The 12,324-nt window shown below is 70.3% G+C and carries 11 protein-coding genes; 4 read left to right on the top strand and 7 right to left on the bottom strand.

Annotation, left to right across the window (positions count from 1 at the left end; translation table 11 throughout):
• The first annotated feature begins 55 nt into the window (after positions 1-55).
• Both ACSFBE_RS21145 and ACSFBE_RS21150 read left to right on the top strand, forming a co-directional pair.
• Complete coding sequence (locus ACSFBE_RS21145; RefSeq protein WP_435492379.1) at positions 56-4,651, top strand: PAS domain S-box protein; 4,596 nt, start codon at positions 56-58, stop codon at positions 4,649-4,651.
• A gap of 100 nt (positions 4,652-4,751) precedes the next feature.
• Positions 4,752-5,645: a manganese catalase family protein gene (locus tag ACSFBE_RS21150; protein ID WP_435492380.1), complete on the top strand. Its 894-nt coding sequence runs from the start codon at positions 4,752-4,754 to the stop codon at positions 5,643-5,645.
• 52 nt (positions 5,646-5,697) lie between these two features.
• Here the strand turns inward: ACSFBE_RS21150 and ACSFBE_RS21155 are convergent, their stop codons facing one another.
• Positions 5,698-7,107, bottom strand: coding sequence for a sigma-54-dependent transcriptional regulator (locus ACSFBE_RS21155; protein WP_435492381.1), 1,410 nt, complete (start codon positions 7,105-7,107; stop codon positions 5,698-5,700).
• Between the two features lie 109 nt (positions 7,108-7,216).
• Positions 7,217-7,489 (bottom strand): histidine kinase dimerization/phospho-acceptor domain-containing protein, encoded by a 273-nt coding sequence (locus tag ACSFBE_RS21160; RefSeq protein ID WP_435492382.1) that lies wholly within the window; start codon positions 7,487-7,489, stop codon positions 7,217-7,219.
• Positions 7,490-7,718: 229 nt separating this feature from the next.
• Between ACSFBE_RS21160 and rpoN the strand changes: the two genes are divergently transcribed.
• Positions 7,719-9,134, top strand: a complete 1,416-nt coding sequence (gene rpoN / locus ACSFBE_RS21165) for an RNA polymerase factor sigma-54 (protein WP_435492383.1) — start codon at positions 7,719-7,721, stop codon at positions 9,132-9,134.
• Positions 9,135-9,155: 21 nt separating this feature from the next.
• Here the strand turns inward: rpoN and ACSFBE_RS21170 are convergent, their stop codons facing one another.
• Positions 9,156-9,818 carry a response regulator gene (locus ACSFBE_RS21170; RefSeq protein WP_435492444.1) on the bottom strand — a complete coding sequence of 221 codons (663 nt, stop codon included), beginning with the start codon at positions 9,816-9,818 and terminating at the stop codon, positions 9,156-9,158.
• A 163-nt stretch (positions 9,819-9,981) separates the two neighbouring features.
• Between ACSFBE_RS21170 and ACSFBE_RS21175 the strand changes: the two genes are divergently transcribed.
• Positions 9,982-10,218: a KGG domain-containing protein gene (locus tag ACSFBE_RS21175; RefSeq protein WP_435492384.1), complete on the top strand. Its 237-nt coding sequence runs from the start codon at positions 9,982-9,984 to the stop codon at positions 10,216-10,218.
• A 50-nt stretch (positions 10,219-10,268) separates the two neighbouring features.
• Here ACSFBE_RS21175 and ACSFBE_RS21180 read toward each other — a convergent pair whose 3' ends face one another.
• The 4 genes from ACSFBE_RS21180 to ACSFBE_RS21195 form a co-directional block, all read right to left on the bottom strand.
• The gene (locus ACSFBE_RS21180; protein ID WP_435492385.1) at positions 10,269-10,757 is read right to left on the bottom strand and encodes a DUF4142 domain-containing protein; all 489 of its coding nucleotides are present in this window, start codon (positions 10,755-10,757) and stop codon (positions 10,269-10,271) included.
• A 62-nt stretch (positions 10,758-10,819) separates the two neighbouring features.
• A complete protein-coding gene (locus ACSFBE_RS21185; protein ID WP_435492386.1) occupies positions 10,820-11,410 on the bottom strand; it encodes a hemerythrin domain-containing protein in 591 nt (196 codons plus the stop codon).
• A gap of 106 nt (positions 11,411-11,516) precedes the next feature.
• The gene (locus ACSFBE_RS21190; RefSeq protein ID WP_435492387.1) at positions 11,517-11,876 is read right to left on the bottom strand and encodes a hypothetical protein; all 360 of its coding nucleotides are present in this window, start codon (positions 11,874-11,876) and stop codon (positions 11,517-11,519) included.
• Positions 11,877-11,883: 7 nt separating this feature from the next.
• The gene (locus tag ACSFBE_RS21195; RefSeq protein WP_435492388.1) at positions 11,884-12,135 is read right to left on the bottom strand and encodes a hypothetical protein; all 252 of its coding nucleotides are present in this window, start codon (positions 12,133-12,135) and stop codon (positions 11,884-11,886) included.
• Positions 12,136-12,324: the final 189 nt, after the last annotated feature.

Raw genomic sequence — 12,324 nt, forward strand, 5'->3', positions numbered from 1 at the left:
AAGCGGCGGTTTGGGCGACAACCGGACTTCCTGTCCCGCTCACCCCTCCAGCCGCATGCATGAAGCCGCCCCCGACCGCGCCGAAGAACAGGCCGATCTGCTCGACGATGGCGTGTCCCCCCGCGGCTACGCCATGACGCCGCTGGTCGGCCTGGGGGGCTCGGCGGGCGCCTTCGGCGCGCTGCAGCAGTTGCTGCCCGGCCTGCCCACCCGCAGCGGGCTGGCCTACGTGGTGGTGCTGCACCTGCCGGCCGACCACGACAGCATGCTGCCCGGGCTGCTCGCCAGCTGCACCGCGCTGCCGGTGGTGCAGGTCAGACAGCGCACACCGATCGCGCCCGACCACATCTATGTGATCCCGCCGGACAAGTTTCTGACCTCGGCCGATGGCGCACTCGACGTGATCGCGCGCCCCCGGGAACGCGGCGGCCGCATGGCGGTCGACGTCTTCTTCCGCACCCTGGCCGACACCCACGGGCCGCATGCGGCAGCGGTGGTGCTGTCGGGGGGCGACGGCGACGGCGCCATCGGCATCAAGCGCATCAAGGAGCGCGGCGGGCTGACCATCGCGCAGGACCCACGCGAGGCCCAGCACGCCAGCATGCCCGATGCGGCCATTGCGACCGAGATGGTGGACTGGGTGCTGCCCGTGGCGCAGATCGGCGAGCGCCTGCGCGCCTACTTCGAGATCGAGCCGCGCCTGCAGCTGCCCGGCGAAGACGGCTCGCTGTTCGGCGCTGCGCCGACGGGCAATCCGGACGAAGCGCTGCTGCACCAGGTGCTGGACTTCCTGCACGAGCGCACCGGTCACGATTTCGGCTACTACAAGCGCGCCACGGTGCTGCGGCGCATCGGGCGGCGCATGCAGGTCAACGGCGTGGAAACGCTGGCTGCCTACCTCGACTGCCTGCGCAGCCGCCCGGAAGAAAGCGGCGCCCTGCTGCAGGACCTGCTGATCAGCGTCACCAATTTCTTCCGCGACCCGGAGTGCTTCGCCGCGCTGGAGGCGCAGATTCCGGAGCTCTTTCGCAACAAGGGGCCGGGCGACGCGGTGCGCGTGTGGGTCACCGCCTGCGCCACCGGCGAGGAGGCCTATTCGATTGCCATCCTGCTGCGCGAACATGCGCGCAAGCTCAAGGCGCCGCCCTCGCTGCAGGTCTTCGCGACGGACATCGCGCCCGACGCGGTCAGCATCGGGCGCGAGGGGCTCTATCCGACCACCATCCGGGCCGACGTGTCCGAAGAACGGCTGCGGCGCTTCTTCATCCAGGAACGGCACGGCTTCCGGGTGCAGCACGAGCTGAGCGAGATCGTTCTGTTCGCGGTACACGACCTGCTGAAGGACTCGCCCTTCTCCCGGCTCGACCTGGCGAGCTGCCGCAACCTGCTCAACTACCTCAACCGCGACGTGCAATCGAAGGTGTTCGAGGTGCTCGACTTCGCGCTGCTGCCCAACGGCCGTCTGCTCCTCGGCACCTCCGAGGCGCCGGAGGACTGCAACGCGAGCTTCACGGTGATCGACCAGAAGCATCGGCTGTATGCCAAGCGCGCTCCGTCGGGCCGCGCAGCGGCGGTCGAGCGGACGGCGCCCGCCCAGGGCCCGCGAGGGACGATGACGCAGGCGCGGGCCAGTGCGCCCGCGGACACCGCACACCCCTGGCCAGCGCCGGCGGTGCGGGGCGACTCGTGGGGCGAGATTCACCTGAGCCTGCTGGAGCGACTGGCGCCGCCGTCGATCCTGATCGACGCCGAGCACGACATCGTCCACCTGTCGCCCAGCGCCGGCCGCTACCTGGAGCACTGCGCCGGCGAGCCCACCCGCAACCTGCTGCGGCTGGTGCCCGAGGCGCTGCGCATCGAGCTGCGCGCCGCCCTCTTCAAGGCCGCGCAGACCGGCCAGCCGGTCCAGACCACCGTGGCAGGCATCGGCGACACCGGCCCGGAGGGTCGGCCGCCCTTCCCGATGCGGGTGGTGCCGGTGCGCGAAGGCAAGGCCGCGCTGAGCCTCGTGCTGCTCGGTGCGCCCGAGCGCCAATTGGAGACCATCGCGCTGCGGCCGGTGTCCGAGAACCCCGCCGCGCACGAACTCGACCAGGAAATCGACCGGCTCCAGTTCCACCTGCGCGAGACGATGGCGCAGTACGAAGGCTCGACGCAGGAGCTCAAGGCCAGCAACGAGGAGTTGCAGGCCATCAACGAAGAACTGCGCTCGGCCACCGAGGAGCTGGAGACCAGCCGCGACGAGCTGCAGTCCATCAACGAGGAGCTGACCACCGTCAACCACGAGCTGAAGGCCAAGGTCGACGAGCTCTCGCATGCCAACAGCGACGTGCAGAACCTGATGAACGCGACCGCCATCGCGACCATCTTCCTCGACCGCGACCTGCGCATCGCGCGCTACACGCCACTGGCGGTCACGCTGTTCAACTTCATCCCCGGCGACCTCGGCCGGCCGCTGACCGACCTGACGCCGCGGCTGCAGTACCCTGATCTCGCGACGGATGCGGCGCGGGTGCTGGCGCAGCTGACGCTGCTGGAGCGCGAGGTCGGCATGGCCGACGGCAGCTGGTTCCTCGCCCGCCTGCTGCCCTACCGGACCATGGAGGACCGCATCGCCGGCGTCGTGCTGTCCTTCATCAACATCACGGAGCGCAAGCGCGCGGAGGAAGTCAGCCAGTGGCTGTCGGCGGTGGTGGCCTCGTCGATGGACGCGATCATCAGCTTCTCGCTGCAGGGCACGGTGCTGAGCTGGAACGGCGGCGCCCGGCGGGTCTTCGGCTATCCCGCCGAGGAGATGATCGGCCAGCCGCTGTCGATGCTGGCCGACCCCGAGCGGGCCGAGGAGAACGAGCGGATGCTGGAACGCATCGCCCAGGCGCTGAGCGTGGACGGCCTGGAGACGGTGGGCCGCGCGAAGGACGGCAGCGCGATCTACCTGGCGCTCACCGCCTCGCCCATCACCGACGCCGAAGGCCGCGTGGTCGGCGGGACCGCCAGCGTGCGCGACATCGGCGACGCCAAGCGCAGCGAAGAGGCACTGCGCCGCAGCGAGGAACGCCTGCGCCTGGTGATCGAGAACGCACGCGACTACGCGATCTTCTCCACCGATGTCGCACGCACCATCACCAGCTGGAACAGCGGCGCCGAGCGGCTGCTCGGCTACGCCGAATCGGAGGCCGTCGGCCGCTCGGCCGACATGATCTTCACGCCCGAAGACCGTGCCGCCAGCGCGCCGGAGCGCGAAGCGCACACCGCGATGATGGAAGAAGGCGCACCCGACGAACGCATCCACCTGCGCCAGGACGGCTCGCGCTTCTGGGCCAGCGGCACGCTGATGCGCATGGACGACAGCAGCGGCGGCGCGATCGGCTTCGTGAAGATCCTGCGCGACGAGACGCAGGCGCGCCACGCGCGAGCCGAGCTGCAGCGCAGCCAGGACGAGCTGCTGAAGGCGCTGGCCGCCAAGGAGCAGGCCCGCGCCGAGCTCGAGAAGGCCGACGCCGCCAAGGACCGTTTCCTCGCGGTGCTGTCGCACGAGTTGCGCAATCCGCTGGCCGCGGTGCTGACGGCATCGGAGCTGCTGGCCAAGCCCGACACGCCCGGCGGCGAGCAGGCCCGCGCCGCGGCGCTGCTGCAGCGGCAGGCGCGCACGATGAAGTCGCTGCTCGACGATCTCCTGGACGTGTCGCGGCTGGCCGTCGGCCGGCTCGAACTGCGCATGCGCGACGTCGCGCTCACCGAGGTGGTGGATTCCGCGCTGGAGGCGGTGGAGGTCGCGATGCGCAGCGCCGACCACCGCCTGCGGCTCAACCTGCCGACATCGCCGGTGCGGCTGCATGTCGATCCGCTGCGCATCAGCCAGGTGCTGGTGAACCTGCTGGGCAATGCCACCAAGTACACCCCGCCGCGCGGCGAGATCGCGCTCGACGTGCATGTCGGCCGCGACGAGCTGCGCATGGTGGTGAGCGACAACGGTGTGGGCATCGCCACCGAGCGCATGGAGCAGATGTTCGAGCTCTACTCCCAGGGGCCGCAGGCGGCGCACGCGCTGAACGACGGCCTGGGCGTGGGCCTGTCGCTGGTGCGCACCATCGTCGCGCTGCACGGCGGCACCGTCGAAGGCATGAGCGACGGCCCGGGGCTGGGCAGCCGCTTCGTCGTGCGGCTGCCGATGGCCGCCACCGAGGCGCCGCCGCCGCCAGCGCCTCCGCAGGCGCCGCAGGAGTCCCACGCACCGCAGGAGCCACCGGAATCGCACGGGGCGCCGCGCAACATCCTGGTGGTCGACGACAACGCCGACGCCGCCTGGGCGCTGGCGCAGTTGCTGCAGCGCACCGGCCATCGCACCTGGCTGGCGCACAGCGGTGCCGAAGCGCTCGACAGCGCCGCGGCGCACCGGCCCGAGGCGGCGGTGCTGGACATCGGCATGCCGGACCTCGACGGTGTGGAGGTGGCGCGCCGCCTGCGCGCCGCGCCCGCCACCGCCGACATGGTGCTCATCGCCCTCACCGGCTGGGGTGGAGAGGCCGACCGCGACCGCGCGCTGGCGGCCGGCTTCGATGCGCTGCTGAGCAAGCCGGCAGACCTGACGGACCTTCTGGCCGCACTGGACGCCGCCGCATCGAAGCGATGGGCCTCCGGCCCCGCGTGAACGGACGCTGAACGCAAGGCACACGCCTTGCCCGCCTTGCAGAGCGGCGATGCCGGTCGGTGTCGCCCCGTTTCCTCAACCCTCGATGCAAGGAGCCTTCATGTTTTCTCACAACAAGCGACTGCAGTACACCGTCCGCGTCGACGAGACCAATCCCGGTCTCGCCAATCTCATGCTGGAACAGTTCGGTGGCGCACAGGGCGAGCTTGCCGCCGCCTGCCGCTACTTCACCCAGGCCATCGGCGAAGACGATCCCGGACGCAAGGACATGCTGTTCGACATCGCCACCGAAGAGCTGAGCCACCTGGAGATCATCGGCACCATCGTCGGCATGCTCAACAAGGGCGCCAAGGGCCGGCTGGCCGAAGGTGTCGAGGAAGAAGGCGAGCTCTACCGCACCATCACCGCTGCGGGCAACGACAGCCACATCACCCAGGTGCTCTACGGCGGCGGCCCCCCGCTGGTGAACTCGGCCGGCGTGCCCTGGACCGCGGCCTACGTCGACACCATCGGCGAGCCCACCGCCGACCTGCGCTCGAACATCGCGGCCGAGGCGCGCGCCAAGATCGTCTACGAACGGCTCATCAACCTCACCGACGACCCGGGCGTGAAGGACGCGCTGACCTTCCTCATGACGCGCGAGATCGCGCACCAGAAATCCTTCGAGAAGGCGCTCTATGCCATCGAGCCGAACTTCCCGCCGGGCAAGCTGCCGGGCGACCCGCGCTTCGCCAACGCCTACTTCCGCATGTCGAGCGGCGAACCGGAGAGCCGCGGCCCGTGGAACAAGGGCGAGCAATGGGACTTCGTGCCGATGACGCAGGACTCGCCGCCGGTGGACGGCGGCTCCGGCGTGGCCAGCGTGCAGCTGGACGACGACGATGCGCAGACCCTGCGCACCATGGCGGCCCGCACCCTGTCCAACCCCGACAGCGACCCGCTGACCGGCGCCGAACTGGGCATGGGCCTGGGCCCGGCCGCCGAGAAGGCGTGAACGCGTGAACACGTGAACACGTGAAGGGAGGGCATCGCCGCGCCCGCGTCGCTCAGGACTGGTATTCCTTCAGCCGGTTGTAGAGCGTCTTCATGCTGATGCCGAGCGTGGCGGCGGTGCGTTCCTTCTGCTGGCCGCAGTGCGCGAAGGTGGCGAGGATCACCTGGCGCTCGACATCGGCCAGCCGGGCACCAATGGGAATGCGCAGTACCCCATCGGCCAGCAGCGCCACGACCGGCACGGCGTGGGCGGCCTGGGCGGCGTGGGCAGCGACCGGCGCTGCGGCCGCTGCCGCTGCCGGCCTGGGCCGGGCCGCCGGCAGCCACTCCTCGTCGATCGCCTCGCCGACGGCCATCACCCAGGCGCGCTGCACCATGTTGCGCAGCTCGCGCACGTTGCCCGGCCAGCGGTACTCCAGCAAGCGGGCCAGCGCACCGTCGGTGAAGTGCTTGCGCTGCTGCTCCTGCACGCCCATCTCCTCGAGGAAGCTGCGCGCGATCAACTGCACGTCGAAGCCGCGTTCGCGCAGCGGCGGCAGCCCGATCGGAAAGACGTTCAGCCGGTAGAGCAGGTCCTCGCGCAGCGTGCCGCGCGCCACCGCCTCGGCCGCATCGCGGTTGGTGGCCGCGATGATGCGCACGTCGGTCTGCTGCAGTTGCGTCGAGCCCACGCGCATGAAGGTGCCGGTCTCGAGCACGCGCAGCAGCTTCACCTGCAATTCCAGCGGCATCTCGGTCACCTCGTCGAGAAACAAGGTGCCGCCGTGCGCGCGCTCGAAGAAGCCCTGGTGCTGCCGCTCGGCGCCGGTGAAGCTGCCTTTCTCGTGGCCGAAGATCTCGCTCTCGATCAGGTGCGGCGACAGGGCGCCGCAGTTGACGGCCAGGAAGGGCTGCTCGCGGCGCCGACTCATGTCGTGCACCGCGCGGGCGACCAGCTCCTTGCCGGTGCCGCTCTCGCCGTGGATGAAGACGGTGACGGCGGTGCCGGCCACGCGCGAGATCTGCCGGTAGACCCGCTGCATCACCTCCGACTCGCCGATGAGTTCGCCGAAGCGCCCGGTCTCGCGCCACTGCTCGGTGATCTGCGCCAACTCCTCGCGCAGCCGCGACGGCCGGATCAGCCGCGACAGCAGCCCGCGCAGGTGGGCCGGGCTCACCGGCTTCACCAGGTAGTCGGCCGCCCCCATGCGCAGCGCCTGCACCGAGGTGTCGACGCTGGCTTGCCCGGTCATGAGAACCACCTCGGTGTCGCTCAGCAGCTCGGTTTCGCGCAGCAGTTCGAAGCCGCTGCCGTCCGGCAGGTGCAGGTCGAGCAGCAGCAGATCGGGAGACTGCATGGCGAGCAGCCGCCGCGCCGCCTGCAGCGAATGCGCGCTGGCCACGCTGTGGCCTTCGCGGCCGATCAGCGCACTGATCATTCGTGCCGAATCCTCGTCGTCCTCGACGACCACCGTGTGTCCCACGCGACCCCTCTTTCCAGCGTCTTTCGCCGTATTCCGTGTTGCCGACCGTGCGCAGCAGCACGCTGCGTCAACGCGACTGTTCAGTGCTGGCGGCAGCGCCGCGAGCGGGTCAGGGACCGACCTGCCGTGAGAAATCGCGCAGCGACTCTGTCAGCGAATGCAGGCGCGCGATTTGCCGCTCGAGCACCGCGACCGCGTCGCCATGGGCGGGCGTTCCGGGCGGTTCGTCGCGCAGCAGTGCGAGCGCGGCGGCCATGGTGCCGAGCGGCGTTCGAAGGTCGTGGTCGAGCCGCTGGAGAAAGGCGCGGTGCTCGGGAGACCAGGCTGCGGCCGGGGGACTTGCGCCGACCTGGCCACTCGCCTCACCGGCGTCCGAATTCATGCTGTCCATGGTCTCGGAGTGTGGCGCATGCAAGGCATGCGTGCCTTCCCCACCCCAAGCCAACCCAACCCAACCCCACCCAACCCAGCCGCAACATTTGCGGCAACGCTTGCGCTGCAGGCCAGCCTGCGGGCGAACAGGGGCTAGAAAGGAGTGCTTATGTATTCATATTCGGGTGGCACGGGGGTTGCGAATGCCTCCAGCCGCGACGCGCGGTGGAGCCCCTTTCATGACCGCCATCCGCCTGCAACCCCGACTCGCGCACAGCGCCAACTTCTCGCCTCGACTGCAGCAGGCGGTGCGGCTGCTGCAGATGTCGACGCTCGACTACGCGCAGGCCTTGCAGGAGGCCGCACTCGCGAACCCTTTTCTCGAGGTTGAAACGCCCGAGCCGGTCTTCGAGCCCGCCGGATCCGCCGACACCGCCGCATCGGCGACGTCGTCGGCCGACCAGGCAGAGATCGAATGGGCGCAGGGTCTGGACCGGATGGCCGGCAACGAGCCGGCCGCCAGCCAGCGGCTGTCGCACGACGACAGCTTCGACCTCATGCAGCAGGCGCCGGTGCGCGCCAGCCTGCGAGCCCATCTGCATGCGCAGCTCGGCGTGCTGCGGCTGAACGCGCAGGAGCGCTTCCTGGCCGAAGCGGTGGTCGAGGCGCTGGACGACGACGGCTACCTCCGGCTGTCCCTCGATGAACTGGCCGAGGCGCTGGGCGATCCAGCGGGTGGCCAGGGCGACGAGCTGCGCACCGCGCTGTGCCGGGTGCAGGCGCTCGACCCGGCCGGCGTGGCGGCGCGCAGCGTGTCGGAGTGCCTGGCGCTGCAACTGCGCAGCCTGGCCGACCCGGCGCTGCGCGCGCTGGCACAGCGCATCGTGGCCGAGCACCTCGAACTGCTGGCGACTCGCAAGCTGCCGCGGCTGGCGCAGCAGCTGGGCGCCAGCGCGGCCGAGACGCAGCGCGCCGTCGACTGCATCCTGAAGCTCGAGCCGCGCCCCGGCGCGCGCTACAACGACACCGAAGCCCGGGCCGTCGTGCCCGACGTCATCGTGCGCAAGGTGGGCGGTGTGTGGAAGACGGCGCTCAACGGCGGCGCCCTGCCGCGGGTGCGATTGCACCAGTCCTATGCGACCTTGTTCGAGCAGCATCGCCAGGGCGGCGACGCGGCGATGAAGGCCTGCCTCGACCAGGCTCGCTGGACGGTGCAGAACGCGACACAGCGGGTGTCGACCATCCACGGCATCGCCAGCGCCATCGTGGCGCGGCAGAAGCTCTTTCTCGAATACGGCCACCTGGCGATGAAGCCGCTGGGCCTGCGCGAAGTGGCCGATGCCGTCGGCGTGCACCCCTCGACCGTGTCGCGCGCGGTGCACCACAAGTACCTGGCCACACCGCATGGCGTGTTCGAGCTGCACCACTTCTTCTCGCGCGGCATGGTGCATGCGGGCGGCGGCGCGAGTGCGCCGGTGGCGCTGCAGGCGCTGATCCGCGAACTGATCGAGGCCGAGCCCTGCGAGACGCCCTGGAGCGACGCGGCGCTGGCCCGCGAGCTGGCGCAGCAGGGCTTCCGCATTGCGCGCCGCACCGTCACCAAGTACCGGCAAGGGCTGAGCATCGAGCCGGTCGAGCGCCGGCGTGCGGCCTGAACGCCCCGTGCCGCGCCGGCGTCATTCCAGCAGTTGGTGCTTGAGTGCGTAGTAGGTGAGGTCGTTGTTCGAATCGAGGTCGAGCTTGGCCAGCAGGCGGGCCCGGTAGGTGCTGATGGTCTTCACCGACAGGGCGAGATGGTCGGCGATCTTCTCGGTGCGCACGCCGCGCGCCAGCTTCAGCAGCACCTGCAGTTCCCGGTCGGTCAGGCCGGCGTGCGGCGGATGGTTGCGCGCGTCGAACTGCTGCGCCAGCAGTTCCGAGACCGTCGGTGTGAGGTAGCGCCGGCCGGCCCCCAGGGTGCGGATCGCCACCGGCAGCTCCGCCAGGTCGCAGGTCTTCTGGAGGTAGGCCTTCGCGCCCTGCTGCAGCAGCTTCACCGCGTACTTTTCGGCCGGGTAGCCGGTGAAGACCAGCACCGCCACCTGCGGGGCCTTGCTGCGCAGCATGGCCAGCATGTCGAGGCCGCTGCGCCCGGGCAGGTCGAGGTCGAGCATCAGCACGTCCAGCCGCCGGTTGCGCACCAGGTCGAGCGCGCCGACGGCATCGCCCGCTTCGCCGGCCACATGGATGCCGTCTTCGTACGAGAGGAGATCCGCCAGCCCGGCGCGCACGATCGGATGGTCGTCGACCACGCCGACCGATACGGGGGCCGCGCAGACGGGCGTGGCGTCAGAGCGCATGCCGCCGAATGCCGCGGCAGCGCCCTCCGAAGTGAGTCTTGAATCCATGCAGACCCTCTGGCAACCGGGATGCCTGCCCGGGGGTCGCGGGTATGCCGCTTGCCAAAGGAAGACCGCCGCCAGAACCGGCGGCGCCCCTCCCACCCTCATGGAAAGACCGATGATGACCGCTTCTCCCGCCGATTCGACGACTGCCCAGCGCCGCTCCCGACGCGGCTTTGCCAACATGGACCCGCAGCGCGTGCGCGAGATCGCCCGCGTCGGCGGACGCGCCGCGCACGCCAAGGGCGCGGCGCACGAGTTCACCCCGCAGGAAGCCCGGCTGGCGGGGCAGAAGAGCCAGAGCCTGCGCAGCCTGCGCCGGCGCGACGCCGCGGCGCAACCCGCGTCCGAAGGCTGAGTTCGCTCACGCCGGCAGGCGCTCCGCGCGAAGCGCCGGCCGGCGCACGTTCAGCGCTTCTTCGCCCGCGTGATCTGCTGGGCCTCGGCCAGGTGGCCGTGAACCACCGGGATCATCTTGGCGGCGAGCGCCTTCAGGTCGGGGTCCTTGGCACCGCGCTGGGTCTTCTGCAGCAGCTCATGCGTGCGGCGGTGGTCGCCCACGCCGGCCTGCGACATGTACTGCGTGTCGAAGGTGTCGCCCTGCAAGGCTTTGAGGGCCATGGCCACCGTCTTGTGCTTGGCGTCCGGGCCGTCGGGCAGCGACACGCTCTTGGTCTGCGCCAGTTGTTCCACTTCCTTCATGGCCGTGGTGTGGTCGTCGATCATGGTCTGGGCAAACTTGCGGACCTGTGCGTCCTGCGTCTTGTCGAGCGCGATGCGGCCGGTCTCGATCTCGGCCAGGTTGGCCTGCGCGATGTTGCGCAGCAGACGCTGGTCGGTACGCTGCAGCTGGGCGCTGGCGCCGGGCTTCGATGCGGTGCCGGCGGTCTGCGCCAAGGCGGGTGACGCGGCAAAAGCTGCCGCAAGCGCTGCGGCAAGGACCCACGAGCGGCGCGGCCTCACAGCCGCACCCGACGGTGCGAACGCCGGCCGTACCAGGCTGCCAGACACGCGCCCGACAGCGCGGCGCCCACCAGGGCCACGGTGCTGCCCGGCATCGCGCGTACCAGGTTGCCGGCGATCTCGCCGCTGCGCGGCACCGTGAGTTCCAGTCGCCGGCGGGTCATGGCGGCGCCGAGTTCGTTCAGGCGCTCGGGAAGGAGCCGCTCGGCTTCGGGCAGCAGCACCGTCTCTTCGTCGGCAACGTGGTGGAGCACGTCGCGCATCAGTTCCATGAAGGTCTCGTCGTACGCCGCGTCGGTCGGCGCCATGCCGCGCAGCCGGCCGATCAGGCGGCGCATCTCGTCGTGCTCGGGCACGCTCTTGCGGATCGTCTCGTTGTCGGTCACGGCGCGCACCGCCGGATAGAAGATCTCTTCCTCCAGCTGCGCATGGATTTCCAGCGCAGTGCAGGCGGTGTTCACCAGCCCGCGCTTCACGGTCGGCCGCGAATCGACCTCGTACTGATGGAAGGTGGCCATCACATGGGTGTGGTCCAGCCGGATCATGTTGATCGCGCTGGGGAACAGGTTGTCGGTGAATCTGGACATCGTGGTCTCTCGTGGCTCGTGGTCATCGTGGGTCCGGACGGCGCTTGGCGCACCCTCCGGGTCGTCCTCGGCTTCGGCAAGGGACGTGCCCCGCGGCTTCGCTCACTCAAAAGCGGCCCTGCCCGTCGCCGGTTCGGTCGTGCATCCACCGCACCGCCTGCTGTTCGGCATGCCGCAGCGCCTCGGCCGCCGTGGCATAGGGTTCGGTGTCGATCGGCAGCTGCGTCACGCCACCGTGGCCCTCCACCGCCTGGCACATCACCACGGGCTGGAACAGGCCGGTCTGCGTGCGCCGGGCGGCACAGACGAAGGCACGGCCGCCAAAGGAAAACGGCGTCGGCGTGACGAGTGCATCGGAAGACATGGCGCAGGCGTCATGCAGGTCGGGGTTGCGGTCGTTGTCGGCGCGGGTGCCGCTTCCTGGCTGCAGGAAGGGGTCGCGCTCCACAGGTCGGCTGCTTCGCATCGGGTCGTCACGCGGCGCCGGCCGACGGGTCGCGGCCTTTCCCGTCGTCCGGCTTGGGCACGACCTTCGTCACGCTGACCGACACCGGATCGCTGGCGGGGAAGGACTCCTCGATGCCATGGTCCAGCGCGTCCTCGGTCGGCTCCTGGGTCAGTGGTGGCGTCGGCGGCGGCGGCGCGTCATGCCGTTCCGCGGTGGGAAAGGGAAAGGGCTCGGTCGGGGCGGGCGCGTTCTTGCCGCGCGGGTCGGGTGTGCTCATGCGGGCTCCTGGTGCAAAAGCGCAGCGTGACGCCATCGCCGCCCGGACGGTGTGCGGCATGGAGTACACGGGCGTCAGCCATGGCCGACGAATGCACCGGAACGGGACGCCCGGGCCACCACCGCCGGTCGAGCCCGCGCACCGTTGCGCAAAGCGAAAGACTGACTTCTGCCGCGCACGGATTCACGC

Source organism: Variovorax sucrosi (assembly GCF_051216635.1).
Taxonomy (GTDB): Bacteria; Pseudomonadota; Gammaproteobacteria; order Burkholderiales; family Burkholderiaceae_C; genus Variovorax.

Excerpts from the sequence above, each read along its gene's own strand:
- ACSFBE_RS21195 (WP_435492388.1), bottom strand. The coding sequence starts at position 12,135 with ATGAGCACACCCGACCCGCGCGGCAAGAACGCGCCCGCCCCGACCGAG.
- ACSFBE_RS21170 (WP_435492444.1), bottom strand. The coding sequence starts at position 9,818 with ATGCGCTCTGACGCCACGCCCGTCTGCGCGGCCCCCGTATCGGTCGGC.
- ACSFBE_RS21150 (WP_435492380.1), top strand. The coding sequence starts at position 4,752 with ATGTTTTCTCACAACAAGCGACTGCAGTACACCGTCCGCGTCGACGAG.
- ACSFBE_RS21185 (WP_435492386.1), bottom strand. The coding sequence starts at position 11,410 with ATGTCCAGATTCACCGACAACCTGTTCCCCAGCGCGATCAACATGATC.
- ACSFBE_RS21175 (WP_435492384.1), top strand. The coding sequence starts at position 9,982 with ATGACCGCTTCTCCCGCCGATTCGACGACTGCCCAGCGCCGCTCCCGA.
- ACSFBE_RS21160 (WP_435492382.1), bottom strand. The coding sequence starts at position 7,489 with ATGAATTCGGACGCCGGTGAGGCGAGTGGCCAGGTCGGCGCAAGTCCC.
- ACSFBE_RS21145 (WP_435492379.1), top strand. The coding sequence starts at position 56 with ATGCATGAAGCCGCCCCCGACCGCGCCGAAGAACAGGCCGATCTGCTC.
- rpoN (WP_435492383.1), top strand. The coding sequence starts at position 7,719 with ATGACCGCCATCCGCCTGCAACCCCGACTCGCGCACAGCGCCAACTTC.
- ACSFBE_RS21190 (WP_435492387.1), bottom strand. The coding sequence starts at position 11,876 with ATGCGAAGCAGCCGACCTGTGGAGCGCGACCCCTTCCTGCAGCCAGGA.